Origin of the sequence: Lactiplantibacillus sp. 7.2.4 (assembly GCF_018991185.1) — a bacterium.
In the GTDB taxonomy this organism is placed as follows: Bacteria; Bacillota; Bacilli; order Lactobacillales; family Lactobacillaceae; genus Lactiplantibacillus; species Lactiplantibacillus pentosus.
Genome location: NZ_JAGYGS010000001.1, coordinates 15,956 through 42,440, shown reverse-complemented (window position 1 = coordinate 42,440; position 26,485 = coordinate 15,956). Strand labels below are relative to the sequence as shown.

Sequence of the window (26,485 nt, the reverse complement as noted above, 5' to 3'; positions counted from 1 at the left end):
GGTTTTAGCTTGGCTTTTCTGTTATGATTAATCCATGTAAATACATCGATGAGGTGAGAATGAATGTTTGAAAATACCGAGACAAACGGCCCTGTGAACTGCTCGTTTTGTGGCAAATCACAAGATCAAGTTAAAAAGATCGTGGCTGGCCCCGGCGTTTATATCTGTAATGAATGTATCGATTTATGTAAAGAAATTATCGATGAAGAGTTTAGTGAAGAACAAACCCATGAATTAACAGATATTCCAACGCCAAAACAAATCGTTGACGAGTTGGACCAATATGTGATCGGTCAGAATGAAGCGAAGCGGACACTTTCCGTTGCGGTTTACAATCATTACAAGCGTGTGAAAGCCATGGCAGATAGTGATGATGAAGAGACCGAGGATGGTCCTGAATTACAAAAGAGTAATATTAGTTTGGTTGGTCCGACTGGTTCTGGGAAGACCTTCTTGGCCCAAAGCTTAGCCCGTATCTTGGACGTACCATTTGCAATTGCAGATGCCACGACCTTGACGGAAGCCGGCTATGTTGGTGAAGACGTCGAAAACATTTTACTGAAGCTATTGCAAAATGCTGACTACGACGTTGAACGCGCGGAAAAAGGTATTATCTATATCGATGAAATCGATAAGATTGCCAAGAAGAGCGAAAATGTTTCCATCACTCGGGACGTTTCCGGTGAAGGGGTTCAACAAGCGTTGCTGAAGATTTTGGAAGGCACGATTGCCAATGTGCCGCCGCAGGGTGGTCGTAAGCATCCACAACAAGAATTTATTCAAATCGACACCACCAATATTCTCTTTATCGTCGGGGGCGCGTTTGATGGTATCGAAGATATCGTTAAGCGGCGTTTAGGCGATAAGACGATTGGCTTTGGTACTGACACTGATGGTAAGAATGCCGTCTTGGATGATTCTAAGAGCTTGATGCAACAAGTTGTCCCTGAAGACTTATTACAATTTGGGTTGATTCCTGAATTTATCGGCCGGTTGCCAATTTTAACGGCGCTTGAACGGTTGACGGAAGATGACTTAGTTCGTATCTTGACGGAACCGAAGAACGCACTAGTTAAGCAGTACCAACGCTTGATCGCGCTTGATGGTGCTGAACTGGACTTCAATGATGATGCGCTCCGAGCAATTGCACAAGAGGCCCTGGCTCGTAATACGGGTGCACGTGGCCTTCGTTCGATTATTGAAGATAAGATGCGGGATATTATGTACGATATTCCTAGTCGTGAAGATGTTAAGAAAGTGATCATTACCCGCGAAACGGTTGCTGATCATGCAGAACCAGAATTAGTATTGGCAGACCAAAAAGCGTCCTAGACGTGTTTGAGAGCCACAACGCTAATAAGTAACGCTCAGGACCGCGGTGAGTCTTCATCGGCGGTCCTGAGTGCTGTTTTCGGCGATGTGAGCGTAGCAGTCTGCTGATAATCGTATTTATGGTAAAATGGGTGCAATAACGAGTTGCAGAAGGAGTTAATTCGATGGAAGTGCATAACGTTGAACTTGTCATGAGCGCGGTGGCGCCTAGTCAATATCCCACCACGGGTTTCCCCGAAATCGGCCTAGCTGGACGATCAAATGTTGGGAAGTCCTCTCTAATTAATGTATTGATCAATCGCAATAGCTATGCGCGGACGTCTAGTCAACCTGGTAAAACACAGACGTTGAATTTTTATAAGGTTGAGGATCAGCTCTATTTTGTCGATGTTCCTGGTTACGGCTATGCAAAGGTGTCTAAGAAGGAACGTGAAAAATGGGGCCAAATGATTGAGACCTATTTGACGACCCGTGATACGCTTCGTGGCGTGGTTATTTTGGTTGATGCTCGGCATGCGCCAACCAAGGATGACGTGGCCATGTATGAGTGGATGCGTTACTATGAGATGCCATTATTGGTGGTTGCCACCAAAAGCGATAAAATTCCACGTGGCAAGTGGAACAAGCAAGAGAGTTTAATTAAAAAAACGCTCAATTTTCAACCGGAAGATGATTTTATTGCCTTTTCAGCGAAGACTAAAGAAGGCAAAGACGCGGTCTGGCAATGGATTGAAGCACATACTGTAGGAGGCAACTAACTTGGAATTTAATGACTATCAAGCGTTGGCAAACCGGACGCTGTATGGGAATGAACAGGTTTTGACGAATTTATCATTGGGCTTGGCTTCTGAGACCGGCCAAGTTGTGGATCTCGTCAAAAAATATACGTTTCACGGTGAATCCTTGAGTAAGGACCAACTAACCAAGCAAATGGGCGACGTGTTATGGTACTTATCACAAGTTGCTGAATGGGCTGATATTCCATTTGAAGAAGTTGCTCAGCAAAACATTCAAAAATTAAACGACAAGTATCCTAGTGGTAAGCCGGTTAAATAAGTAAATTACAATCAAAATAGTGCCGTTAACCTAATATGTTAGGCTAATAGCAAGAATAGTCGCTGTCGATAATCTACAAATGCAGGTTATCCGCAACGACTATTTTTGAATTTTGAGAGTCTATTAATTGCAATTACCGTGGAAATGCGTTAAATTAATAATTGTAAAAAGAGTTGTGCACAACTTAATTGTTTTTTCAGGAAAGGATGCTTAACATGAAAATCAATATCAAAGACGATGCTCAAGCCTATTTAGCTGATAAGATCCCAGCAGGGAGTCAAGTTATTCTAACAACTGATGACGGTTCAAATAAATATTCCAGTCTAGGTGGCAGCTGTGCCATTGGTAATAAATTTCAATTAGTCATTCTTAAGGATGCTGATCCAGATTACACCACACCGCTCGAAAATAATGCGGGCTACGTGATGCACGTTGCGCCAGCCGATGAAGCCTATCTCGGTAATGGGTTGAATATTTCTCGTTGGCACAATGCGCTGGCATTGAAAGACGACAGTGGGATGTTAGACGGTGCCTTGGCCGTTGTTGATTGGCGTAATGTTTCACCAGAAACCGAAGCGGAACGGCGTGAAAAGATGCAAACGATCGGTACTAAAATTTGCTAAAGTGATGATGATGCAAACAAAAAAGCGATGGACAGGCGTCCATCGCTTTTTTGTCGTGCCATTATTTGTCGGCATCCTTTTTGTCAGTTGCCTTTGATTGTTTTCGTTTGGCATGTTCGTCGATTGTATCCTGAACGGCCTTCGTGGTGAGTTTATCCTTATCGTCAGGCCCAATGGCAAACTTGTCAAATAGTTTATCAAGGTTATCTTGACGTTGTACTTTTAAACCCATAAAATCATTCCTTTCGATTACCGCCTATCATAGCAAATTTCCGACCATTTGTCAGTTATTCGTCGTTTATGCATTTTAACGGGGCTAAAACGTGTATAAATGGCCTTTTTATGCATAAAATAAAGAAATTTTCAAAAATACTTGCATAAATAATCATATGCGGTTATACTTTATTCTTGTAAATTACAAAACGAGGAGAATACCTATGAAAAAAAGATTTGGGTTATTTTTAGCCATTATTGTGGCCCTGATCATGACGGTGGTCCCAATCGGACAGACCCAACATGCTCAAGCGGCCGATAATTCATTAGAACAAATTCAAAAAAAGGGTGTCCTAGTGATGGGGACGTCACCAGACTATCCGCCATATGAATTTCAGGCGACAGTCAATGGCAAGAGCAAGATTGTCGGGATGGATGTTCAGATTGGGAAGCAAGTTGCCAAGGACTTGGGCGTCAAGCTGAAGATCAAATCGATGTCATTTGACTCGTTACTAGTCGCACTCCAGACTGGGAAAATCGATATGATTATTTCTGGGATGAACCCAACCCCTTCACGGCGGAAGAACGTTGACTTCACGCATGTCTACTATCAGGGTGGTTATGATATTGTCATCAACAAGACTGATAAGGGCAAGTACAAGAACAAAGATTCTTTCAAGAATGGGACACTGGGTGCCCAAACTGGGACGACGCAATACAACGCCGTTAAGAAGCAGACCACTGCCAAAGCTAAAGGGATGACCTCTCAATCTGATTTGATCTTAGCCCTCCAAAGCCATAAAGTTGACGGGGTTGCCATGGAAAAGCCATCTGCTGAAGCTTATGTGGCAAACAACAAGAATTTAGTGGCCATTCCAAGTGGCTTCAACATGAGTTCCAGTGCCACCAGTTCCGCAATCGCGTTTCGGAAAGGGTCGACTAGCTTAGTTAACAAGGTTAATAAGACGGTTGATTGGATCAAGAAGCAAAATTTAGTTAAGAAGCAATATTTACCAGCTGCCGGCAAGTATTTAAAGACCAACACGGTCAATACCTCGATGGGCCACTACTGGAAAGCCTTTGCGACTGGGATTGAATATACCTTAATCATCACGGTTTGCTCAGTCTTCTTCGGTTTTATCATCGGGATTTTACTCGCCTTAGCTCGGATGGCAAAGGGCAATCCGCTCAAGACGGCCATTCGGTGGTTAGCGACGGCCTACGTTGAATTTATTCGTGGGACGCCAATGATGGTCCAAGTGATGTTCGTTTACTTTGGTCTCGGACTATTCGTCAATCTGCCAGCCTTGACTTCTGGGATTATTGCGATTTCCTTGAACTCCGGTGCGTACGTCGCTGAATATATTCGTGGTGGGATCAACTCAGTGGATGTCGGTCAGACCGAAGCTGCACGGAGTCTTGGGATGTCTAACGGTGAAACGATGCGCTACGTCGTCCTGCCACAAGCGTTGAAGAATATTTGGCCATCGCTTGGTAACGAATTTATTACCTTGATCAAGGATAGTTCGATCGTCTCAATTATTGGGGTTACTGAATTGATCTATCAAAGCAACATTGTTCGTTCTGATACCTACCGGGGCGTTGCACCAATCGTGGTCATCATGGTGCTCTACTTCATCTTGACCTTTACCGCCTCACGGATTTTGAACTACTTCGAAAGGAGAATGCAACATGACTAAACCAGTAATTGAAGTTAAAGACCTTGCGAAGAGCTTCGGTGAAAACGACGTGTTGAAGGATATTACCGAAAAAGTTGAACCAGGCCAGGTGATCGTTGTGATTGGCCCTTCTGGTGGTGGGAAGAGTACCTTTTTACGGTGCTTAAACCTACTAGAAACGCCCACTAGCGGCCAAGTTGCCTTTGAAGGCCAAGACTTAACCACTCTGGATACCAAGAGCGTTAACGCTTTGCGGGAAAAAATGGGAATGGTGTTCCAAGGCTTTAACTTGTTCCCAAATATGACGGTGTTGGAAAACATTAAACTGGCACCCATGAAGGTCAAGCACGTGGATGATGCCGCTGCAACTAAAACGGCTCATGAATTGCTGCAACGAGTTGGACTGGATGACCACGCGGATGCCTTTCCAAGCAGTTTATCTGGGGGTCAAGCACAACGGGTCGCGATTGCGCGGGCGTTGGCAATGAACCCCGAGGTGATGCTGTTTGACGAACCAACGTCAGCGCTTGACCCCGAAATGGTCGGCGAAGTGCTGAATGTAATGCAAGAACTAGCCAAAGACGGCATGACGATGGTGGTCGTGACGCACGAAATGGGCTTTGCAAAGTCAGTGGCTGACCGGATCTGGTTCATGGCTGACGGCTATATTCAGGAAAATAATACGCCTGATGAATTTTTTGCCAATCCACAAACGGAACGGGCTCAAGATTTTCTCTCTAAAATTTTAATGTAAGTTAGTAGCGGCAACCGGGATGCTCTCGGTTGCCGCTTTTTTTAGGGGGTAAAGTGCGGCGGGGAGCATGCTTGAGTAAATGACGTCAAGTATTGTGTGGCCGGTAGTTGTGCGGTATTGCAAGCTGCGTGGATGGCTCAAAATTTGGTTGATTGAAGATTATCTGTCAACGGTTGTTGGTAATCTGATTAATTTAAGTTTAGAACACGAACTGGCGTCAGATTGGTCTCATGCTTGGCGGTTGATCCGGTGAGACGGCTAGGTATCTGGTTACCATAATTAAAATCATATTTGCGGGCTGTTTGGTTGAGCCCCATGCTAGCAGGCGGTATACTAATAATGCTAATCTAAACGAAGGGAAGGTGTCACATGGCATCCGCGCATATTGAACATAAATTAGCCTTATTACCAGATTTACCTGGTTGCTATCTGATGAAAAACTTAAATAGCCAGATCATTTATGTGGGTAAGGCTAAAAATTTGAAGAATCGGGTGCGTTCCTACTTCAAGAGTAGCCATACTGGTAAGACGGCGCGGTTGGTCTCGGAAATTGCGGATTTTGAATTCATCGTGACTTCGACGGACAAGGAAGCCTTTCTGCTTGAAATTACACTGATTCAAAAACACCAGCCGTACTTTAATATTAAGTTAAAAAAGGGCACGGGCTACCCGTATATCAAAATCACGAACGAGCGCGATCCGCAGATTTTGATCGTCAGTGATGTTCGTAAAGATGGTGGCTATTATTTTGGGCCGTATCCCAACGTCTATGCGGCGCAAGAAACGGTCAATTTCATTCAAAAAGTGTATCCGCTCCGACGCTGTCATGGCTTTCAAAATCGGCCGTGCCTGTACTACCATATGGGTCAGTGTTTGGGGGCCTGCTTCAAGACGGTACCAACGTCGGAATATGACGCACAAATTAAGCGGATTAAGTCATTCTTGAATGGTCACGTTGAGACGGTCAAGAAGCAACTGACGAAACGGATGACGAAAGCTTCCGCAGAATTGGAATTTGAACGAGCGGCAGAATTGCGCGATCAGCTGAACTATATTGAAATGACGGTCGAGAAGCAGAAAATCATCTCGAACGATAATACACCGCGGGACTTGTTTAACTTTTACTTGGACAAAGGTTGGCTCTCGATTCAAGTCTTCTTTATTCGGCAAGCGCGCCTGATGAAACGTGAGAAGCGGCTATTCCCAGTGGTGTCGACGGCACCCGAGGAAATGACCAGTTTTATTTTGCAATTTTATAATCGCAAGAATAACGTGCTGCCACGCGAAGTCCTAGTGCCGAGTGGGTTGGACAAACAAGTGTTGAGTGATATCTTAGGGATTCCCGTGCGCACGCCGCAACGAGGCCAGAAAAAAGATTTGTTAGATATGGCGCACAAAAACGCGCGCATCGTCTTAGAAGAGAAGTTCCGCTTGTTGGAATTGGATGAACGCAAGACCACCGGTGCGATGAAAGAAATCACAGACGCGCTAGGAATCCCAGCCGGTCATAAGATTGAAGCGTTTGACCACTCGCATATCCAGGGGGCTGATTTGGTCTCAGCGATGGTCGTCTTTACGGATGGTCAGCCTAATAAAAAGTTGTATCGAAAATACAAGTTGCGGACGGTCGACCATGCTGATGAAGCGGCGTCAACTCGTGAAGTGATTCGGCGGCGTTATACTCGGCTGCTAAAAGAGCATGCAGCACTGCCTGATTTGATTTTAATGGATGGCGGTGAGATTCAGCTGGAAGCGGCTAAGGACGTCTTAGAAAACGAGTTAGGCCTGGATACGCCCGTTGCTGCGATGGTCAAGAACGAACATCATAAGACGGCGGACTTGTTAGCGTCAGCTGGGGATCAACATTTACATCTTGATCCGAAGAGCCAAGGCTTTTATTTGTTACAACGCATCCAAGATGAGGTGCACCGTTTTGCCATTACGTTCCATCGGCAGGTCCACACCAAGCATTCGTTGAGTTCACGGCTGGACGAAATTCCGGGCGTTGGGCCCAAGACACGCAATAAGCTATTGCGGAAGTTTGGCTCAATGAGCAAGATTGCGGCTGCCTCCGTTGAGGATATTCAAGCGTTAGGCATTGCCAAAAATGTCGCACAGACGGTCAAGTTTTCATTGGCCGGTGGCGGCGTGACACCAAAACATTATCAAAAAGGAGCCACTTAGGCGCTAAAAGGGACCACCAATCAGTTTTTGGACTGACTCGGTGGTCTTTTTTTTGTGATAGTGAAGGACCTGTGCATGATGCATTAGTCCATAGCTTAATTAGTTGAAAAATGAATTGGTTAGGGACGTTGGCTGATATTTAATCGAAATGTTTGTAAGTGAATACTAGCAGGAGGAAAGCAAAATTATTATACATTTTATATTATTTTGAGTAGTAACTATCAATAAATATAACACTAGTGACTAATATGTCAATTTAAAACTGGTGATTTTCGAATATTCGCTTGCATTTATATGAGTTTAATGAAAAAAGTTGAAAACTATTGCGTTGTTTGCAATTAGTTTTCTACAATGAATGACATTCCTAAAGTAAAAGTCAATTAAGAGATATTGGAGCGTGTTAAATGGAGCAAATAATAACGTTTGATTTTATGGTCAAACTTGTCCGGCACTATTGGAAAGTTTTGTTGAGTTTGACATTGCTAGGTGGCCTGATTGCGACTGTCGTAACGCTGTGGGTCGTAAAACCGCAGTATCAAGCGAATGTCCAAATTCTGGTCAATCGCAAACACAGCAGTGCGGGAACCGATTTAACGGGCCAACAAGCCGATGTGCAGATGATCACCACCTATAAAGAGTTGATCACTAATTCGGTCGTCTTAAAGCCGGCTCGTCAAGATTTAATGGATGAGCATGGACTGCGCCGGTCAGTCAATACGCTTAAGCAAGCGGTGAGTGTCACGAGTACGGCTAATTCACAGGTGTTTTCAATCGTCGTCCGTGATCATAACGCGTCGGCCAGTGCGGTAATTGCCAATCAAATTGCCACGACGTTTAAATCGCAGGTCAAACAGATTATCAAGGTGAATAATGTGACGATCGTTGCGCCGGCTGAGACGCCTGATGCACCGGTTTCACCGAAGAAAATGATTAATATTCTGCTGGGATTGGTGATGGGACTGCTGCTGGGCCTGGTCTATTCCAGTGTTCGAATCCTGACGAATCGACGGGTACAGACCTTGGAATTTTTAACTGATGACTTACAACTAACGAGTTTAGGATTAGTCAATCATCAGCCGGTAGTGGCCACGAAGGCAGATAACTTAGCCGCCAAGCAGCGACCACAGACTGCGGCTAAACCTGCCATCAACCGCGTTTAGACATGGGGGACTAAGATGCAATTAAAGCGATTAAAGCGAAAAACCACCGCCGCGACGACGGGCGTGCAATTGACGACGATCACGGCACCGATGTCAGTTGTAACGGAACAGATTAAAACGATTCGGACCAATTTGAATTACGCGATGGTCGGAAAACCATTGAAAACATTGATGGTTACATCGGCCATTCAGGGGGAAGGCAAGTCTACGGTGGCCGGTAACTTGGCGGTCGAATATGCCAAAAAAGGGTTACAGGTCTTATTGGTTGATGCGGATTTGCGGCGACCGACCGTCCATCAGACCTTTGGGGTGCCAAATCAACGCGGGCTAAGTTCATGGTTGAGTGGACAACTTGAGGATGTCAATGATGCCATTCATCCCGCACTAGCGCATTTGTTCGTGATGCCTAGTGGCCCCAAACCGCCTAATCCGGCTGAATTACTAGCGAGTGACAAGATGACTGAGTTTTTGACAGTCGCGACTCGTAAGTTAGACCTGGTGATCGTGGATGCACCACCGGTACTGCCCGTGACGGATGCTCGGATTTTAGCTGGGCAGGTCGACGGCACGATGCTAGTCGTTCGCCAAAACGGGGTGGAAAAGACGGCAGTCCGTCAAGCGGTCGGGGCATTGAAGAAAGCTCATACACAACTGTTAGGGGCGGTGTTAAATGACGTCGACGTCAAAACTCACGGATATGGGTATGGCTATTATGGCAACGATGCGAACTGATTACGTTGATCTGCATTGCCATTTGTTGCCGGGGCTGGATGACGGGCCACAGACATTGGCGCAATCGGTCACGATGGCGCGTCAGGCGGTGGCCGATGGTATTCGTTACGTGCTTGCTACGCCGCACCATTTGGATCGGCATTATCAGAATCCAGGTCCGGTGGTCACTGCCGCAGTTGCAACTTTGCAAGCTGAACTCGAGCGACAACAAGTGCCGTTAACGGTGTTTGCCGGTCAAGAGATTCATCTGAGTGATGATTTAGTGACCAGTCCGCAGCAGCTGTTGGGGATTGATGCGGGTCAGCGTTATGTGTTGTTGGAACTGCCACATGAGCACGTTCCCAATTATTTGTCCCAAGTCGTGTTCGAATTATTGCAACGAGGGACGGTTCCGATAATCGCACATCCGGAACGCAATACGGAAATGATTGCGCACCCTGAGCGACTTTATGACTTAGTACAGCAGGGGTGTTTAGCACAAGCAACGGCGGGCAGTTTAGTGGGGGATTTCGGTTATCAGATTAAATGTACAACGCTGGAATTAATTAAATGCGGATTGGTACAAGTGATTGCCACGGATGCGCATCTGATGCCTCAGCGAAGCTTCAGATTGCGAGCGGGCTATCAAGCACTCGCACATTTGGATGAAAGTTATGTAGAACGGTTTGAAGCAAACGCACGGCACTTATTGAACGGGGAAACAGTCATGGCGACTGCAATCGTGCAGCCGCGTCGACAACGAAAATTTTGGCTATTTTGAGAGGGGTAATTAATCATGAAAGCATTAGTAACGGGGGGCGCGGGCTTCATTGGGTCGCACTTGGTCGATCATTTGGTAGAAGCTGGCTTTGACGTAGTGGTCGTTGATGATTTATCGATGGGAGCCATCAGCAACATCAAGCATTGGGAGGACGTCACGATTTATGTCGCTGATGTTTGTAATGATGAATTTATGCAACAGCTACTTGCAGACGAACGACCAGATTACATTTATTTCTTGGCCGCTATCGCAAGTGTTGCGGATTCAATTGAACGACCAGCAGAAACGCATGCCGTCAATCATACGGCCGTATTTAATTTATTAGAATACATTCGCAAGATTCAATTGCCAATCAAACAATTTCTGTTTACCTCATCGGCGGCTGTCTATGGCAATTTGCCTGAGTTACCTAAACGTGAGGATTCCCGGGTCGCACCAGTTTCACCATACGCGATTGATAAATATGCGACGGAACGGTTTGTGCTGGCATACGGTGAGTTATACGACTTACCGACCGTCTGTGTCCGGTTCTTCAACGTGTATGGACCACGCCAAAATCCGAGTTCACCATATTCAGGTGTCTTATCAATTTTAACGGATTGCTTGAAATATCAACGACCATTTACCTTATTTGGCGATGGTAGCCAGACCCGTGACTTTGTCTATATTCAAGACGTCATCCAGGCACTTTGGCTAATTACGGAAAAGCAGATCCAACACGAGGTCATCAATATCGCCAACGGTTCTGAAACGAGTTTGAACGGCATTATTAAGATGTATCAGGAGATTGCGGGCCAGTCATTGGAAATCAAGCAAGCGGAGCAACGCGGTGGAGAAGTCGCACATTCCGTGGCAAGCATTGGCAAGTTGGCGCGGCTGAACTATTCGACTGAGTGGCCGTTAAGAAAAGGATTGACTAAATATTGGGAAGGGGAACGGGCGGATGCATGAAGTCGAAGTGAATGAGGCAGCTGCGGATGACGAATTCCAATACAAATTTATGACCCAGATTGGTGATCCGATAACGGGCTGGCGACTAGGGTTAAAGCGTTGTTTTGATTTGAGTGTTGGCTTAGTGGGAACCGTGTTGAGTGCACCAATTATTTTATTGTTCGCGATTATTATCAAACTCACGTCGGATGGCCCGATCTTCTACAAGCAGGAACGCATCGGCTGGATGGGCACGAGCTTTGAACTGATCAAGCTTCGATCGATGTATCTTGATGCGGAAGCAAAAACGGGTGCGGTCTGGGCCCGGAAAAACGATCCGCGGATCACACCGATTGGCCGTTTCATGCGCAAGACCCGCATTGATGAATTACCGCAGTTTTGGCATGTTTTAAAGGGCGACATGAGCTTAGTTGGCCCGCGCCCGGAACGACCGGTATTAACGGAAAAGTTTAGCCAGCAGCACCCTGATTTTCCTAAGCGATTGCGCATTATTCCAGGCATTACGGGCTATGCCCAAATCAATGGGGGCTATGATATTACGCCAGGAGAAAAGTGCCAGTTGGACAATTACTATATTGAGCACTTCTCAGTCTGGTTTGATATTCGGATGTTGCTGGGGACAGTCAAGGTGATTTTCACTGGGGATGGTGCACGATAGATGAAGATTGTTTATGTCATCACGCAGGCCACCTGGGGCGGTGCGCAAGCCCATCTATATAGCTTGATCCAACAACAGGTGCGACTGGGCAATACTGTAACCCTAGTTTGTGGCAAGACGGGTTGGCTAAGTACGAGAATCGGTGCCGATTTTCCATCGGTGGACGTTGTGCCAATTTCCAGCTTAGTACGTCAAATTGCGCCCATGCGCGATTTAAGTGCCATTCATGCCTTAAGAACGTTACTGCGAAGTAAGCGTCCGGATGTTGTCCATCTACATTCCTCAAAGGCCGGAATGATTGGGCGGTTAGCGACAGCCGGGTTGGGATTTAACGTCATATTCACAGTCCATGGATGGGGGTTCACACCGGGGGTCGGGAAGAAGCGGCAACTGTTAATGAAAAGTATTGAGAAGCTATTGCGGCATTTAACGACCTATTACATCTGCGTCTCTCAGTTTGATTATGAGCTGGGGGTGCAAAACGGTGTGATTACTAAGAGACGTCCGGGGTGTGTGATTCATAATGGCGTTACGGCGTTGGACACGCCGCTAAAGCCTGAACGTCGAGAAACGTTTGTGTTATCCATGGCGGCACGTTTTGATGCGCCCAAGCGACAAGATATCCTAATTCGGGCGTTGTCGGAGCTACCCGAAGAAGTCCCAATTGTCTGTAACCTACTGGGCGACGGGCCGCTGCTTCAAGAATGCAAAAATTTAGCAGTGCGTTTGAATGTGAGTTCGAAGGTGCAATTTCGGGGTGTCGTGGATAATGTTCAGCAATATTATCGTCAGTCCGATGTTGCCGTCTTAATCTCAGATTACGAGGCACTTCCCATCAGTTTGGTAGAAGCGTTGGCACAGCGCCTACCAATAATTGCTTCTCACGTTGGTGGTATTGACGAATTAATCCATGAAAATGGCTTTTTAGTCAATAATGATCCTAAGCAAATTGCTGAAAAAATCATTTTACTCTACCGATCAAATCAAATGGCGCAGCTAAAACGTAATTCGTATCGAATTTATGAGCATCAGTATACTGAACAGGCGATGTTAGAACAAACTCAAGCTTGCTATTTGCAATGCTTGGCTTAAATGAAGGGACCTTGTGATGACTAAAGTAGTTCATGTCTTATTTTCTTCCAAACTAGGTGGTGCTGAACAAGTTGCCATTAATATCAGTGAAAATTTAAAATCGGCTTATGACTTCACGTACTTTTCGCCAGCTGGGTCGATTCAAGAATGCCTGACGGATGCAGAGATTGCCTATCGAACTTTTAATCCAAAGCGAATTTTTGAGTTTGTGCGGACCATGAAGGCGATTGACCCTGACATTATTCATGCTCATGATTTCAAAGCCAGCTTCCTAGTTAATCTGCTGTTTCACCACATCCCAATCGTGACCCACATCCACCAAGCACCACGGTGGCAAACGGGTCGCAACTGGAAGAGTATTGCTTTCAAGTACGTTGGGCGAAAAAGTGCGCAAGTGCTCTATGTTTCGGATTATGCGAAAGAATCCTATCGGTACCAGCATCAATTATCAAATGTCACCATTGTCCCAAATGGAATTGATATGGCTCGAATCGTCAAGATGGCAAGCCCAAAACCTGCACAGACGTTTGATTTATTATTTGTTGGTCGTTTAGCAGAAGTAAAAGACCCGGAAAAATTCGTGGAAATTGCACAACAATTGCTAGTGACCAATCCTGAATTGACAATTGGCATTATCGGCGATGGCGTTCTTAAGGAACGAATTAGCCACTTAATCCAGGCGACGCCACAAATTAAGTTATTAGGTTTCCAGAGCAATCCGTATCAATACATGGCGGCTGCCAAGGTCGTGCTATCGACTTCAAAATCAGATGGGTTTGGCCTGACGATGGTCGAGGCGGCGCTGCTGGGGGCGATTCCGATTGCACCTCCTGTAGGTGGTATCTCGCAGACTGCCGTGAAGGTGAATGGCTTTATCTATATGCAAGAAGACGCACTCATTGAATTCTTAGCCCGTCTTTTTTCAGATGCTGAATTCTATTGTGAAAACAAATTAAGACTAGCGGATGCTGATTTACATTATTATGACAAAACCCGGTTTATCGACCAAATCCAGCGAGTTTATCAAGAGGTTCTGAGCGATGATCGAAGTCGGTAGTCAAGCGAAAAATAAGTGTTGGAAACCGCTACTATTTCTGGTCGGATTTTATTTAATTTATCAACCAAACTTTTGGGCTAACACTTATCTTCCAATGATTGTGACGCTTGGAATAATGGTGAGTTGCGTACTGGTCCTATCGCCTAAAGAAATCGGACTGACGCTGAATCGACTGAAAATTTTTGTGATTGGTGTTTCATTATCAATGGTGTATTTTGCGTTTAGAGCGTTACTAGTTGACAATGATCCCCGCATTATCCAAAATACGGCAATTATCATCAACGTTATTGCTCTGGTGTTATGATTGGAAGTGTTGCGAAAATATTTCCAGATGAGTGCCGAGCAAGTTCTGGGTTGGTTGCTGTGGCTAGTTGTGATCCAATGCTTCTTTGCGTTGATCATGCTAGTTAGTTCAGGATTGAGAGCAGCGATTTTAGCGAGAACGGCAGCAGGTATCATTGAAAATCAGTTTGTTTACGGTGAACGCTTATATGGGATTAGCAGTGATTATACTTTCTTTACTCCCATCTATCACAGTATCATCGGCTTGATGGCGATTTATTTGGGCATAAATGTTAATAAAAAATATTATTGGTTTCTCCCATTTTGTGTGTTCATTATTGTGCTGAATGGCCGTACTGGTTTGGTGACGTTAGTGTTTGGTTTTGCCTTGATGTTAGCAAAGCGAATGGCAGCTAGCTTTCAAGGATTCGTACAAGGCAGTGTGTTAGTTGCCACGAGTATCGGATTTGTCATGTTAGGACTGTCTTTTTTACAAGCTATCCAGCCAGACACCTATACTTGGATCGTTAGCGGCTTCGAGGATACATTGGCACTTGTATTTGAGGGCAATAAGCAAGGAAATTATGAACAATTGACCGACTCGTTTTTGCTATTTCCGACCGGCCTGTGGTCCTGGCTATTTGGATACGGTGTGCGCGTTTATGGTGGAAATACCAGCAATATTTGGTTTGGCACTTCTGATATTGGTTATATCAACGACCTGTTTATGGGTGGCCTAGTTTACATGGGCATTCTTTATAGCACGATTATTGCCCACTTAATCACTTGTCATCAAAAAGCAGAGGTCAAAGTTCGCGGGTCCATGCTGTTTCTAGCATTTTTTGTCGTCCTGATAATTGCGAACTATAAGGGTGAAGTCGCTCGGAGCGGTGTTGTTTTGACATCAATTATATTTATGTGTTACTTATTTTCAACCGAACCACAGAATGAGGAGAGAACATGGAAAGCAGCGTAGTTATGAGCGTTTACAACGAGCGGCCTGAACAGGTCCAGCAAGCGATTAGTTCTATTTTGAGACAAACCTATTTACCAACTGAGTTCATCATTGTACTCGACGATCCCAATCAAAGTGATTTGAAAGCATTACTGCAGGATTACGATCACCAGACGGATATCATTAAGCTAGTGTTGAACCGAGAAAATATCGGTTTAGCGGCGAGTCTCAATAAGGCAATCGAGTTAGCCAGTAATGAACTGATTGCTCGCATGGACGCAGATGACATTTCAGAACCGAGGAGACTAGAGCTGGAGTTGGACGAGCTCAAACGACGGCACCTTGATTTGGTCTCCGGAAACATTGCTTACATGGATGAAAATGGCATTGTGACTGGCGGGAAGTCCGTAATCCCGGAAGATGAACGACTGATTGCGAAATTGTTGCCGTATGGGTCGACCATTATTCACCCGACTGTGTTGATGCGCAAGTCAGCTATTGAACAGGTTGGTGGATATCGACTGTTACCAACTGCAGAAGACTACGATCTCTGGCTGCGGATGCTCGCCAGTGGTTTGAAAATTGGGTCGATCAATGCGCAAGTTTTGAAGTATCGCTTGCGTGACAATAGCATGACGAGCAATGCTTGGAAGACCTACATTGTGTCGCGATATATTCAGAAATTATATGCGCAACGAAAACGTACCGGCCACGACACCTTTAAATCTGACGACTATGATTTATTCGCCAAAATAAATGATGAGCCGATGCGCCAAAAGTTCAATCGTGGCCAGTATCATTTTGAATTGGCAATGTACGCGTTGAGAAACAAGAAAATTGGCCATGCTTGTTATCGAATTATCAAAGCGATGTTTACGACTAAAAACAATTTTCAGTTTGTCATCAATTATCTCAGCTTCAGGGTCATTTGGTTTGCAAGTGAGCGCGTACGGTGAAACGTAGCTGCGAGCATACGCGGTGTTAGTTTTGTGAGCAGCAGATTGAAACTTGTTTGTTCGCACAATATTAGTTGGTTCGATTGGAATGCCACATCACATTCGAATGATTGTGATTAGTCACGACGATTAGAAGGGGCGGCTGTCCGGACGAATTGCAGCATTCTCGCCGAAAATCCGGTCAAGGCGCCAGTGGCAGGTCAGTTAGCCGATCAGAGAAGGTCATAACGCAGCAGTCTAATGAGAGAGGAGAAGTTATGTTAGTCAGTATCAAAAATAAATATCGATCTTTTCCTGTTCAAATTAAGGCTTCAATTTGGTTTCTGATCTGTGCCTTCTTAGAGAAAGGGATTTCCATCATTGCAACCCCCATCTTCACACGGTTGCTGTCTGCTTCAGAATATGGTCAATTTAACGTGTTATCTTCCTGGCTAACGATCGTGACCATCATTGTGTCATTGAATCTGTGTTACGGTGCTTATACACAAGGTTTGGTAAAATTTGATCAAAATCGCAGTGATTATTCATCAGCGTTGCAGGGGCTGACAATTTTGTTGGTCTTGGTCTGGACGATTATCTATCTGATTTTTCATCAGTTCTGGAATGCCATTTTCTCGTTAACGACTACTCAGATGTTAGCAATGTTATTGATGGTCTGGACCTCATCGGTATTTAACTTTTGGGCTGGTGAGCAAAGAGTCGCTGTCAAATATAAGTCCTTAGTACTGGTCACACTGTTGGTTTCATTTGCAAAACCAATTGTGGGTGTGCTGCTTGTTGTTCATGCCCAAGACAAAGTTACCGCACGTTTTGTCGGGCTCGCGTTGGTTGAACTACTGGGCTATTCTGGTTTGTTTTTGATACAAATGGCGCGTGGTAAAAGATTTTTCTCAAAACGGTTTTGGCGCCATGCTTTACTGTTTAATCTACCCTTAGTGCCACATTATTTATCACAAATTGTGCTCAGTAGTGCCGATCGAATCATGATTGCCAATATGGTAGATTCTAAAAGTGCAGGTATCTATAGCTTGGCTTATTCGATTTCACAGATTATGACATTGTTTAATGTTGCCTTGTCACAAACACTGAGTCCGTGGATCTACCAAAAAATTAAGGATAAGCGGATTGAAGAGATTGCAGGTGTCGCATATGGGGCACTCATACTAATTGCGACGGTAAACATCTGTTTAATTGCATTTGCACCGGAAGTTGTTGCCATCTTTGCACCGAGCACCTATTACAGCGCCACCTGGATCATTCCACCAGTGGCAATGAGCGTCTTTTTCATATTTGCATTTGATTTATTTGCAAAATTTGAATTTTATTACGAACGGACCACTTTAATTATGGTTGCTAGTATCTTCGGTGCGGTGTTGAACCTGGTGCTCAATTGGTTATTGATACCACTTTTTGGGTACTATGCGGCAGGCTATACAACGTTGGCTTGTTACATGTTGTATGCAGTCTTTCATTATATTTTCATGAATCGAATTTGTCGAAAAGAAATTGGTAGCGTCCCATACAGCGCTAAGCTCTTACTGTTAATTACTGTGATCTTTCTAACACTGGGATTCATCTTGTTAAGTGCGTATTGGAATTTTTGGCTGAGGTATTTCATGATTCTGATGATCTTTCTTGGTGTATTTTTCAAACGTGATTATTTATGGGCGTTTATTGAACGAATGATACGAATGAGAAGCTAGCAGAGGATGATTGGGCATGTCTGCGAGCTTTCCAGTCCGACAAAAAAGCGACCGCAACCTCAAAGTTGCTGTCGCTTTTCCTGTCCTATCGAACTTTACCAGACCAATCCACATTGCCATGCAGCGTCCGCGTTGCGAGCACGAACCCGCGGAGACTGGTGTCTTTTGGCATCTTCTGCCAGGCCTGAATTGCGGCACTATCCTGAACAGCGGTGCCGCGGAAGAGGGCGATGTTGGCTGCGGCCATGCCACGTGCCAGCTGATTGACTTTCGTGGTCGACAGATTGCTTTCATCACGATCCTCGTATAGCTGACTGAGGGCGGCGTTGTACCCGGCTGCGTAGAGCACGTCATGATCATACTTCTGATAGGCGCGCATGGCTTTGGTGCCATCATGCCGTTTAATATAAGCGCTGACGTTCAGCGGCGTGGCGTGGTAAGTGGCAGTACCAGTGTCCTGATTTATTTTTAATGTTCCATAGTAATGTGAGCCAAGTATCAAGGCACCACTAGCGATATCAGTCAGTGAATGGCCGTTGACGTTGGTCGATTTAATATTTTGAGCATGAATATGACCGGTCAGTGAGAGCTTGATTCCCGCGGAAGTGAAGGTTTTGCGCACATCCTCAGCATAACCGATCGTGTAGTCTTGATGAATCACGGTATGGTCCATCGTATTATGATGGAGGACTGGAATCAGCGTCGCGTGCGCTTTTTTTGCTTGACGGCCCACTTTGGCGATCCACTGGAGGGTGCCATCCGTCAAACCGCCGCCAACGGTCGAGTTGCCTTGTTGATAATTACTTTTATAAATAGCGGAGTTGAGCATCAGAAACCAAGTCCGTTTGCTAGGTTTGACCAAGTAGCTCAGCGAATTTGGGTCCTGTTCACTGGCTTGACCGTAGCCGGCTTGGTGATAAATCTTTTTAAACTGAGTCGGACTGGTTGCCTCAGCGGTGTATTGATGCTGGCCTTTGAAGCCACGGGCAATCGGATTATTTAAGTCGTGATTACCGGGAACCACGTAAACGCGGATGCCGTGGTTGGTCAATCGCCTGAGCTGTTTGGCCACGTATTTATGACTCGCTTGCTCGCCGTTATTGGTGATGTCACCACTAATGAGCACGACATCGGGCTTCGTTTTTAACGCTTGAGCAATCCACGCTTTAAATATCGTTGCACTGTACTTTAAATCCGCACCCGCGTCATTGCCCGCATACTGATTGAAAGCCTTACCATTATCATGCAGGCTAGGCGCAATCACGTGATCATCACTAATGACCATTGCCGTTAAAGTTTTGTGGGTGACGGCGGGGATGGTGGTAGCTTGCTGTGAGTGACAGCCCGTGAGCACCAGGCTGATACCGCTAATGGTCAGCAGGGCGAGTAATGGTTTCCATATTTTCATCTTAATCGTCTCGATTCTAGAAGTCCTATTAAATTTATTATACCCGTTTATTTGCAGGGTTAGCTGAGTAAGTTATGGAAACCAACAAAAAAGACGATCATCACGATCGTCTTTTTGTAACTATGCATAATTAAGCTTTTTTAGCAGGCTTCCAAACTCCGAGAATCACACCGGCAATGACAGCACCGATAACGGTTGCGCCAATGTAACCCCAGATGTTTGTGGCGAGCAATGAAACCCACAGGCCACCATGAGGGGCAGGGACAGCAACGCCCCAGAGTTGCGTCAAACCACCAGCAATGGCGGCACCAACAACACTAGAACCAATGACGTGCAATGGGTCAGCAGTGGCGAATGGAATGGCACCTTCAGTAATGAAGGAAATCCCAAGTAACCAGTTTGAAATCCCAGCTTTACGTTCGTCATCCGTGAACTTCTTTGGCCAGAATGCCGTTGCAATCGCCGTTGCCAATGGTGGCACCATCCCACCGACCATAACAGCGGCCATCAAGTTACCATCTTGGGTGGCGGTAAAGGCACCCGTTGCGAAGACGTAAGCGGCCTTGTTGAAAGGACCACCCATATCGATCGACATCATTCCACCGAGCACTAAACCAAGTAGGACGGCGTTTCCAGTACCCATTGAGTTCAAGAAGTGGGTAATCCAGGCATTGATCACAGAGAAGATTGGGTTAACAACGAAGAACATCAGCGCAGCAATGATTAATAATCCGAGAATTGGGAAAATCAACATTGGCTTCATACCGTCTAAGGATTGTGGCATGTTCTTAGTCCACTTCTTCATCCAAACGGTAATGTAACCGGCTAAGAAACCAGCGGCTAAACCACCTAAGAAACCAGCAGGACTTTTGGCGTTAGCGGTGATCGAAGCGGTGTAAACACCACCGTAAGCACCGGTGTAGACCGTTGCCATGAAACCACCAACGAACCCAGGCATCAACGCAGGACGATCACCGATCGATTCGGCAATGTAACCGGCTAAGACGGGTACCATGAAGGCAAAGGCCATGTTACCAGCTTGGTTGAAGAAGGTGAAGGCCAGACTCTTGCTACCAGCAAACTGTTCGATGATGAAGGAGAGGGCCATTAAGATCCCACCACCAACAACGAATGGCAGCATGTGGGAAATCCCGTTCATTAAGTCTTTGTAAACTTCGCCCCAAACGCTACCGTTTGCACTGCCAGCTTCGTCATCATCAGCATCGCCGCCATCAGCATCGTGATAAACGGGCGCTTTGCCACTTAAGGCTTCTTGAACCAGTTGGTCAGCTTTGTTGATTCCGTCCGTTACGGGGCGGTTTACTAAGTGTTTACCATCAAAACGGGCCATCTTAACTTTCTTATCAGCCGCAATCACGACCCCATCGGCCCGCGCGATTTCGTCGGCAGTCAATAAATGCTTGACCCCTTCAGAACCGTTCGTTTCGATTTTAATGTCGACGCCAGCTGCTTCACCGGCCTTGATCAATGCGGCTTCAGCCATGTAAGTGTGGGCGATACCGTTTGGACAAGCGGTAACCCCAACGAGATATGGCCGTTTCTGATCAGTAGGGGTGCTGGCTGCTGCAGCTTCTTTTTCAGCTTTCGCAGCGGCATCCTTCGCTTCTTTTTCTTCCTTGGCAGCTTGCGCATCACCGAATAATTGTTGTACTTCTTCGGGTGACTGTGCATTCTTAAGTTTGGCCACTAAGTCAGGGTCGATCAGCAAGCTTGAGAGGGCGGCCAGTGCAGCCAAGTGGGTGTTGTTGGCGCCTTCTGGAGCAGCAATCATAAAGAAGAGGTGAACGGGTTGACCATCCAACGCGTTGAAGTCAACACCGTCTTTACTTTTGGCAAAGAGCACGGTAGCCCGGTTAACGGCCTTATCTTTGGCGTGGGGCATTGCGATCCCATCACCGATCCCAGTCGTTGATTCGGCTTCCCGTTTGATGATGTCTTGTTTGTAGAGCGCTTCGTCATTGATGACGCCTTGTTCGGCATATTTATGAACTAATTCATCAATGGCTTCATCCTTGGTCGTGGCTTGCATGTCCATGATCATGACATCTTTTAGTAATAAATCGCGGATATCCATGTTAAGGTAACAGTCCTTTCATTAGTTAGCGAGTTGTTCGATGTGAATGAGTGGTAAAATTTCATCGATTTTGACCCGGGTCGCAATGTCTTCTGAGAAGGCCGTTGCGGAACCACATGCGAGGCCGTAACGGAAACTTTCGACCGCATCGTGGGTCTTGGCAAACGTTCCGACGAAACCACCAATCATTGAATCACCAGCACCCACCGAGTTGATCACGTGGCCCTTAGGTGCGGGGCTAAAGTAGACCGCATCTTTTGTAATCAGGAGACCACCATCACCAGCCATTGAAATCAGTACGTGTTGCGCGCCTTCCGCCAGCATCCGTTGGCCAGCCGCAATAATATCAGCTTGGCTGTTAAACATCGTGTGGTAATAATCAGCGAGTTCATGATTATTTGGTTTAACGACGAGTGGGTGACTTGGTAAGGTCTTCTTCAAGGCTTCCCCAGTAGTGTCAATGACAAAGTTCGCACCAGCTGCTTCAACTTTTTGAATAATGTCATAGTAGAAGCTATCTGGTAAGCTCGGTGCCAAACTACCGGACATCACAACCACGTCATCTGGCGTTAAATGTGCTAATTCGGTATAGAAGGCATCGATTTCAGCGGCAGTAATGTCAGGACCAGCACCGTTTAATTCGGTTTCTTCTTCAGCGTGAATCTTGACATTGATTCTAGTGTCATCAGCAATCGGGGTAAAATGACAATCCAGACCCTTGGCCTTCAGCGCGTCACTGATAAAGGTTCCAGTAAAGCCACCGATAAAGCCGAGTGCTTTGTTAGGCTGGTCTAAGTCATTTAAAATCTGTGAAACATTGATTCCTTTACCACCAGGCAACTTGGCGGTGTGCGCTAAGCGATTAACGCTTCCGAGTGCCATGTGGGGCAGTTGAACCACGTAGTCAATCGATGGATTGACGGTAATGGTGTAAATCATGATTGAACCTCCTGAATCGTAGTTAATGGTTGGTACTGTTCGGCAACGCTCGGTGTCAGCTGGTCGGTGATGATCGTCGCACTGGACAAATCACCGACGCGCGCAAACGAGACGTGATCGAACTTAGTGTTGTCAGCTAAAATAAAGCTTTCTTCACTTTGCAAGATTGCGGTTTTTTTGACGACCGCTTCATCAGGGTCGGGCGTGGTGAGCCCGAACTTTGGGTGGACACCGTTGATTCCAAGGAAAACTTTGTTGAATCGGTATTCCTCCAACGATTTGACCGCTTCGGGACCAATCACGGCTTTGGTGGTGCCTTTCAAATTGCCACCAAGCAAGTAGGTCTGAATGCCCATGTCCGCTAAGGCGGAAGCGTGGACGACCCCGTTAGTCACAACACGCAGGTTATAACTTGGATTTAAATGGTGGATCATCGCCAGTGTTGATGTCCCGGCGTCCAAATAAATCACGTCATCAATCTGAATGTTGGCGACTGCTTGCTGCGCGATATGGTCCTTCGCGTTCACGTTGCGGGAGACCTTATCATTCATCGCGGGTTCCTCTTGGAGTGAGTTCATATACTTCGCACCCCCATGGACGCGGAGCAATTCGCCCTGTTCCTCTAATTGTTGCAGATCTCGACGAGCCGTCGATTCCGAACAATTGGTTTCAGAACAGATGTCCTTGATTTTAATAATGCCCTTGAAGCGGATCGTATTTAAAATGTACTGTTGTCGTTCTTCTGTAAGCACTTTCAAATCCCTCCGCATAATAATATACCTGTTTAAGCATCAAAATGCAACAAAAACCTTCAAAAAAATTCAAAAAAATTCAAAAGCCGTCATCAAACCGTCATTTCGTCGTAAATTGGCGTCAACTGCCACCTTTAGGCGTGGAACTTTTGACGAAGCCGCCGAAGATTTGTATACTAGGTCAGGTATCTAATTTCGCACGATCAGATTTCGTAGATAATAATATAGAAGAAACGGGAGAAAAGAACATGTTTGTTGATCAAGTAAAAGTAGATGTAAAGGCCGGTAACGGTGGTAACGGCATGGTTGCTTTCCGCCGTGAAAAATTTGTGCCAAACGGGGGACCAGCTGGTGGTGACGGCGGCCGTGGTGGTAGCGTCATCTTGCAAGCTGACGAAGGGCTACGGACGTTGATGGATTTCCGTTATACGCGCAAGTTCAAGGCTGCCGCTGGTGGTAATGGGATGATTAAGCAAATGACGGGGCGTTCTGCCAAGGACACCATCATCAAAGTTCCACTCGGAACCACGGTGACGGATGCGGAGACCGGCGAGTTGATCGGTGATATCGTCGACAAAGACCAGCAATTAGTGGTCGCAAAAGGTGGCCGTGGTGGTCGGGGCAATATTCATTTTGCCAGTGCTAAGAACCCAGCGCCAGAAATCGCTGAAAATGGTGAACCAGGCGACGAATTAACCATTCGAATGGAATTGAAAGTATTGGCAGATGTTGGTCTCGTTGGGTTCCCATCAGTCGGAAAATCCACGTTACTTTCAGTCGTAACGAGTGCGAAGCCTAAGATTGCCGCTTACCACTTCACGACGTTGGTGCCTAACCTCGGCATGGTTCGTTTGGATGATGGACGTGACTTTGTCATGGCGGACTTGCCAGGACTGATCGAAGGCGCTGCTAACGGGGTCGGCTTAGGAATTCAGTTCCTGCGCCATATCGAACGGACTCGCGTTATTTTGCATTTGATTGATATGAGTGGGGTCGAGGAAAATGACCCGTTTGAAGATTATCACAAAATCAATCATGAGCTGACGAGTTATGATCCGGACTTACTCAAACGGCCACAAATCGTTGTCGCCACTAAGATGGATATGCCAGATGCCGCGGAAAACTTGGAAACCTTCAAGGCCAAGCTTGCGACTGATGACACGTTGCCAACAATACCCGCGATTTATCCGGTATCCGCGATCACACAACAGGGGTTGAAGGCGTTGCTTGCCAAAACGGCGGACTTATTAGACACGACGCCACAATTCCCAATCAAGGGTGTCGATGATCTTAAGCACCGCGATTACACGACAGAAACGGATGCTGACTTTACGGTTGATAATCCAGAACCAGGTCTGTTCGTGCTCTCAGGTGAAAAGCTCGAACGACTCTTCAAGATGACTAACTTAGATCACGAAGAAAGCTTGATGCGGTTTGCACGACAACTGCGTGGGATGGGCGTGGACGATGCGCTCCGAGCTGCCGGTGCTAAGAACGACGATACGATTCAAATTCTCGACTACTCATTCCAGTTTATGGATTAACATAGCAGAGATCAGGATTCGGTGGTATGCCTAATTACTGCAGTGCCATAATCTAGGCATACGCCAGCTGTGAGGGGTTGGAGAGCAATGCTTCTAGCTGGTTAATTCACATCAAAAAAGACACGATTATAGCATTCGGCTATAGTCGTGTCTTTTTGGTCTCAATTCGGTCATCCAAATAATAATCGTTGTTCACTCAAGCGGTAACCAAATAATCGTAGTGGCTGTGGTTCCGTCTGAATATAAAGCTGGGCCTGACCATTGACTTGGCGAGTCCGCATATTGAACTGGTCCAACGTCAGCGGATGACCACTACTAGCCGCTACTAGGACTAATTGCTGGTGCACCAGACTGACGCTTTGAATTGGCTGGAGTTCGTTTCGATTGACTTCCCAATAGAGGGGCAATGTTTGTTGTAAGTCGGCGGTCGACAGATTAAAATCGATCAGTCGCATGGTGATCACCTCACGTTTTGTGCATTCAATAGCAGTATACGATAGCACCGAGGGTTAATCAATCTCGACTGAGATGCGGTGTGATTGTGGATGACGGAAACCTTGAAAACGGTCACATTTGGTCATGTTCGGCCGCAAACGGTCATGGTTGCCAGATTGGTATTGGTGAATTCGCAATATCTGCTAACGCAATGCGCTTATTAAAATTCAGCACTAAGTAGGATTAAAACGTGCCAATTCGTTGGTTTACTGTTCGTCAGCCGGTACGCGTCCAATTCCGACTTCCGGGGCCGGCTGACAATTGCTGGAACGTAAGCCGACATCGATTTGAACTCACGCAGAAAATCACTGCGCAATTTCAAATACGAGTCTTATTCTAAGCCGGAAGAAAGACACTTCCAGCTAAGAATAATTTGGCTACTGAGCATTGTCAGCCAGCCCCTCCAGTTGGGAAGCCGCTCGAATGGCTGATGAACGGCCGCCTATTTCGGTACAATTGACTACTGAGTATTAGGAGACAGGTCCTTCAGACGAACTTCAAATCAACACCAATGATGACTTGTGACATCGAGTTACTGAAAAAATAATCTAAATATTATGGACAGTTTTAATAGTAACTAGTCTTCAAGCTCGACGATCGCATTGAATTCATCTAGAAGTCAGGGCTTTGCTGTCTTAACCGACTGAAGAAAATTCTGATAAATTCAGTGAAGCACTGGTTCGAAGACTTAAAACATTGGAGGAAGTTTAGCTAGCATTGATACAAGCCTGACAGTTAGATGTCAAAATGACGGTTTACTGCGAACCAACGAATATTCCATCAAAAGTTGAGTCCGCCCATGTTCGCTTTTCGATTACTATCCCGGCTGGAAGGTATTCGGGGCAAGGCCCAGTCTGACTCGCGCACGTTTCATCCATATCGCAGTCACATGAAAGACCAGTATTTAAGCCGTGGGTTGTCGGCTTAAATCTGTGCCCACCACGTTCAGGCTATTGCCCAGAATGCCTGGAAGACGGCGTAGGGCGACGCCACGACGGCAAGTTTACGGTAACTCGCACTGTTTCCAGCGGTCTCAGCTGGCAGCTTTTGACCTAAGAATTGGCACGTTTCAGCCATAATTCATGACAGAACGACCGTTACAGCG

25 protein-coding genes are annotated in these 26,485 nt (G+C 46.0%); 19 read left to right on the top strand and 6 right to left on the bottom strand.

All coding sequences use genetic code 11. The annotated features are described in order from the left end of the window. The first annotated feature begins 63 nt into the window (after positions 1–63). The 4 genes from clpX to KGF70_RS00190 all read left to right on the top strand — a co-directional run bounded on the left by clpX (position 64) and on the right by KGF70_RS00190 (position 3,011). Complete coding sequence (clpX, locus tag KGF70_RS00205; RefSeq protein WP_216786379.1) at positions 64–1,332, top strand: ATP-dependent Clp protease ATP-binding subunit ClpX; 1,269 nt, start codon at positions 64–66, stop codon at positions 1,330–1,332. 164 nt (positions 1,333–1,496) lie between these two features. Further along, positions 1,497–2,090 carry a ribosome biogenesis GTP-binding protein YihA/YsxC gene (yihA, locus tag KGF70_RS00200; RefSeq protein WP_050338447.1) on the top strand — a complete coding sequence of 198 codons (594 nt, stop codon included), beginning with the start codon at positions 1,497–1,499 and terminating at the stop codon, positions 2,088–2,090. Between the two features lies 1 nt (position 2,091). Further along, on the top strand, positions 2,092–2,388 hold the full coding sequence (locus KGF70_RS00195) for a nucleoside triphosphate pyrophosphohydrolase family protein (protein WP_003639013.1): 297 nt from the start codon (positions 2,092–2,094) through the stop codon (positions 2,386–2,388). A 215-nt stretch (positions 2,389–2,603) separates the two neighbouring features. Then, positions 2,604–3,011 (top strand): iron-sulfur cluster biosynthesis family protein, encoded by a 408-nt coding sequence (locus tag KGF70_RS00190; RefSeq protein WP_216767980.1) that lies wholly within the window; start codon positions 2,604–2,606, stop codon positions 3,009–3,011. A gap of 61 nt (positions 3,012–3,072) precedes the next feature. On the opposite strand, the gene KGF70_RS00185 is transcribed toward KGF70_RS00190, so the two are convergent. Further along, positions 3,073–3,243, bottom strand: coding sequence for an SPJ_0845 family protein (locus KGF70_RS00185; protein ID WP_082230224.1), 171 nt, complete (start codon positions 3,241–3,243; stop codon positions 3,073–3,075). Between the two features lie 205 nt (positions 3,244–3,448). Between KGF70_RS00185 and KGF70_RS00180 the strand changes: the two genes are divergently transcribed. The 14 genes from KGF70_RS00180 to KGF70_RS00120 all read left to right on the top strand — a co-directional run bounded on the left by KGF70_RS00180 (position 3,449) and on the right by KGF70_RS00120 (position 18,147). Continuing rightward, the gene (locus KGF70_RS00180; protein ID WP_216767979.1) at positions 3,449–4,924 is read left to right on the top strand and encodes an ABC transporter substrate-binding protein/permease; all 1,476 of its coding nucleotides are present in this window, start codon (positions 3,449–3,451) and stop codon (positions 4,922–4,924) included. Next, a complete protein-coding gene (locus KGF70_RS00175) occupies positions 4,917–5,657 on the top strand; it encodes an amino acid ABC transporter ATP-binding protein (RefSeq protein ID WP_088771120.1) in 741 nt (246 codons plus the stop codon). The genes KGF70_RS00180 and KGF70_RS00175 overlap by 8 nt, the downstream gene beginning before the upstream one ends. Positions 5,658–6,026: 369 nt before the next feature. Next, positions 6,027–7,841, top strand: coding sequence for an excinuclease ABC subunit UvrC (gene uvrC / locus KGF70_RS00170; RefSeq protein ID WP_050338451.1), 1,815 nt, complete (start codon positions 6,027–6,029; stop codon positions 7,839–7,841). Between the two features lie 404 nt (positions 7,842–8,245). Then, positions 8,246–9,001 (top strand): YveK family protein, encoded by a 756-nt coding sequence (locus KGF70_RS00165; RefSeq protein ID WP_216767978.1) that lies wholly within the window; start codon positions 8,246–8,248, stop codon positions 8,999–9,001. A 15-nt stretch (positions 9,002–9,016) separates the two neighbouring features. Then, complete coding sequence (locus KGF70_RS00160) at positions 9,017–9,733, top strand: CpsD/CapB family tyrosine-protein kinase (RefSeq protein ID WP_216767977.1); 717 nt, start codon at positions 9,017–9,019, stop codon at positions 9,731–9,733. Then, on the top strand, positions 9,714–10,493 hold the full coding sequence (locus KGF70_RS00155; protein WP_253954738.1) for a tyrosine-protein phosphatase: 780 nt from the start codon (positions 9,714–9,716) through the stop codon (positions 10,491–10,493). Before KGF70_RS00160 ends, KGF70_RS00155 begins: the two co-directional genes overlap by 20 nt. A gap of 15 nt (positions 10,494–10,508) precedes the next feature. Further along, positions 10,509–11,444 carry an NAD-dependent epimerase/dehydratase family protein gene (locus KGF70_RS00150; RefSeq protein WP_216778900.1) on the top strand — a complete coding sequence of 312 codons (936 nt, stop codon included), beginning with the start codon at positions 10,509–10,511 and terminating at the stop codon, positions 11,442–11,444. Then, positions 11,437–12,102 carry a sugar transferase gene (locus KGF70_RS00145; RefSeq protein ID WP_216767975.1) on the top strand — a complete coding sequence of 222 codons (666 nt, stop codon included), beginning with the start codon at positions 11,437–11,439 and terminating at the stop codon, positions 12,100–12,102. Before KGF70_RS00150 ends, KGF70_RS00145 begins: the two co-directional genes overlap by 8 nt. Continuing rightward, entirely contained in the window at positions 12,103–13,194 is a 1,092-nt protein-coding gene (locus KGF70_RS00140) for a glycosyltransferase family 4 protein (protein WP_216767974.1), read from the top strand. Between the two features lie 16 nt (positions 13,195–13,210). Then, positions 13,211–14,251, top strand: coding sequence for a glycosyltransferase (locus KGF70_RS00135; RefSeq protein ID WP_216767973.1), 1,041 nt, complete (start codon positions 13,211–13,213; stop codon positions 14,249–14,251). Continuing rightward, positions 14,235–14,555: a hypothetical protein gene (locus KGF70_RS17130; protein ID WP_253954737.1), complete on the top strand. Its 321-nt coding sequence runs from the start codon at positions 14,235–14,237 to the stop codon at positions 14,553–14,555. The genes KGF70_RS00135 and KGF70_RS17130 overlap by 17 nt, the downstream gene beginning before the upstream one ends. A 114-nt stretch (positions 14,556–14,669) precedes the next feature. Further along, the gene (locus KGF70_RS00130) at positions 14,670–15,509 is read left to right on the top strand and encodes a hypothetical protein (RefSeq protein ID WP_253955590.1); all 840 of its coding nucleotides are present in this window, start codon (positions 14,670–14,672) and stop codon (positions 15,507–15,509) included. Further along, the gene (locus KGF70_RS00125) at positions 15,494–16,444 is read left to right on the top strand and encodes a glycosyltransferase (protein ID WP_216767972.1); all 951 of its coding nucleotides are present in this window, start codon (positions 15,494–15,496) and stop codon (positions 16,442–16,444) included. Before KGF70_RS00130 ends, KGF70_RS00125 begins: the two co-directional genes overlap by 16 nt. A gap of 257 nt (positions 16,445–16,701) precedes the next feature. Beyond that, positions 16,702–18,147 carry a lipopolysaccharide biosynthesis protein gene (locus tag KGF70_RS00120; protein ID WP_216767971.1) on the top strand — a complete coding sequence of 482 codons (1,446 nt, stop codon included), beginning with the start codon at positions 16,702–16,704 and terminating at the stop codon, positions 18,145–18,147. A gap of 85 nt (positions 18,148–18,232) precedes the next feature. Here the strand turns inward: KGF70_RS00120 and KGF70_RS00115 are convergent, their stop codons facing one another. The 4 genes from KGF70_RS00115 to KGF70_RS00100 all read right to left on the bottom strand — a co-directional run bounded on the left by KGF70_RS00115 (position 18,233) and on the right by KGF70_RS00100 (position 23,341). After that, positions 18,233–19,555, bottom strand: a complete 1,323-nt coding sequence (locus KGF70_RS00115) for a metallophosphoesterase (RefSeq protein WP_216767970.1) — start codon at positions 19,553–19,555, stop codon at positions 18,233–18,235. A gap of 130 nt (positions 19,556–19,685) precedes the next feature. Further along, complete coding sequence (locus KGF70_RS00110) at positions 19,686–21,650, bottom strand: fructose-specific PTS transporter subunit EIIC (RefSeq protein WP_216767969.1); 1,965 nt, start codon at positions 21,648–21,650, stop codon at positions 19,686–19,688. Between the two features lie 21 nt (positions 21,651–21,671). After that, positions 21,672–22,589, bottom strand: a complete 918-nt coding sequence (gene pfkB, locus KGF70_RS00105) for a 1-phosphofructokinase (protein WP_216767968.1) — start codon at positions 22,587–22,589, stop codon at positions 21,672–21,674. Further along, positions 22,586–23,341: a DeoR/GlpR family DNA-binding transcription regulator gene (locus KGF70_RS00100; protein WP_003638995.1), complete on the bottom strand. Its 756-nt coding sequence runs from the start codon at positions 23,339–23,341 to the stop codon at positions 22,586–22,588. Before KGF70_RS00100 ends, pfkB begins: the two co-directional genes overlap by 4 nt. 248 nt (positions 23,342–23,589) lie before the next feature. Between KGF70_RS00100 and obgE the strand changes: the two genes are divergently transcribed. Next, entirely contained in the window at positions 23,590–24,885 is a 1,296-nt protein-coding gene (gene obgE, locus KGF70_RS00095) for a GTPase ObgE (RefSeq protein ID WP_216767967.1), read from the top strand. A 170-nt stretch (positions 24,886–25,055) separates the two neighbouring features. Here obgE and KGF70_RS00090 read toward each other — a convergent pair whose 3' ends face one another. Beyond that, positions 25,056–25,340 carry a hypothetical protein gene (locus tag KGF70_RS00090; protein WP_216767966.1) on the bottom strand — a complete coding sequence of 95 codons (285 nt, stop codon included), beginning with the start codon at positions 25,338–25,340 and terminating at the stop codon, positions 25,056–25,058. Positions 25,341–26,485: the final 1,145 nt, after the last annotated feature.

Excerpts from the sequence above, each read along its gene's own strand:
- clpX (WP_216786379.1), top strand. The coding sequence starts at position 64 with ATGTTTGAAAATACCGAGACAAACGGCCCTGTGAACTGCTCGTTTTGT.
- yihA (WP_050338447.1), top strand. The coding sequence starts at position 1,497 with ATGGAAGTGCATAACGTTGAACTTGTCATGAGCGCGGTGGCGCCTAGT.
- KGF70_RS00190 (WP_216767980.1), top strand. The coding sequence starts at position 2,604 with ATGAAAATCAATATCAAAGACGATGCTCAAGCCTATTTAGCTGATAAG.
- KGF70_RS00185 (WP_082230224.1), bottom strand. The coding sequence starts at position 3,243 with ATGGGTTTAAAAGTACAACGTCAAGATAACCTTGATAAACTATTTGAC.
- KGF70_RS00180 (WP_216767979.1), top strand. The coding sequence starts at position 3,449 with ATGAAAAAAAGATTTGGGTTATTTTTAGCCATTATTGTGGCCCTGATC.
- KGF70_RS00175 (WP_088771120.1), top strand. The coding sequence starts at position 4,917 with ATGACTAAACCAGTAATTGAAGTTAAAGACCTTGCGAAGAGCTTCGGT.
- uvrC (WP_050338451.1), top strand. The coding sequence starts at position 6,027 with ATGGCATCCGCGCATATTGAACATAAATTAGCCTTATTACCAGATTTA.
- KGF70_RS00165 (WP_216767978.1), top strand. The coding sequence starts at position 8,246 with ATGGAGCAAATAATAACGTTTGATTTTATGGTCAAACTTGTCCGGCAC.
- KGF70_RS00160 (WP_216767977.1), top strand. The coding sequence starts at position 9,017 with ATGCAATTAAAGCGATTAAAGCGAAAAACCACCGCCGCGACGACGGGC.
- KGF70_RS00155 (WP_253954738.1), top strand. The coding sequence starts at position 9,714 with ATGGCAACGATGCGAACTGATTACGTTGATCTGCATTGCCATTTGTTG.
- KGF70_RS00150 (WP_216778900.1), top strand. The coding sequence starts at position 10,509 with ATGAAAGCATTAGTAACGGGGGGCGCGGGCTTCATTGGGTCGCACTTG.
- KGF70_RS00145 (WP_216767975.1), top strand. The coding sequence starts at position 11,437 with ATGCATGAAGTCGAAGTGAATGAGGCAGCTGCGGATGACGAATTCCAA.
- KGF70_RS00140 (WP_216767974.1), top strand. The coding sequence starts at position 12,103 with ATGAAGATTGTTTATGTCATCACGCAGGCCACCTGGGGCGGTGCGCAA.
- KGF70_RS00135 (WP_216767973.1), top strand. The coding sequence starts at position 13,211 with ATGACTAAAGTAGTTCATGTCTTATTTTCTTCCAAACTAGGTGGTGCT.
- KGF70_RS17130 (WP_253954737.1), top strand. The coding sequence starts at position 14,235 with ATGATCGAAGTCGGTAGTCAAGCGAAAAATAAGTGTTGGAAACCGCTA.
- KGF70_RS00125 (WP_216767972.1), top strand. The coding sequence starts at position 15,494 with ATGGAAAGCAGCGTAGTTATGAGCGTTTACAACGAGCGGCCTGAACAG.
- KGF70_RS00120 (WP_216767971.1), top strand. The coding sequence starts at position 16,702 with ATGTTAGTCAGTATCAAAAATAAATATCGATCTTTTCCTGTTCAAATT.
- KGF70_RS00115 (WP_216767970.1), bottom strand. The coding sequence starts at position 19,555 with ATGAAAATATGGAAACCATTACTCGCCCTGCTGACCATTAGCGGTATC.
- KGF70_RS00110 (WP_216767969.1), bottom strand. The coding sequence starts at position 21,650 with ATGGATATCCGCGATTTATTACTAAAAGATGTCATGATCATGGACATG.
- pfkB (WP_216767968.1), bottom strand. The coding sequence starts at position 22,589 with ATGATTTACACCATTACCGTCAATCCATCGATTGACTACGTGGTTCAA.
- obgE (WP_216767967.1), top strand. The coding sequence starts at position 23,590 with ATGTTTGTTGATCAAGTAAAAGTAGATGTAAAGGCCGGTAACGGTGGT.
- KGF70_RS00090 (WP_216767966.1), bottom strand. The coding sequence starts at position 25,340 with ATGCGACTGATCGATTTTAATCTGTCGACCGCCGACTTACAACAAACA.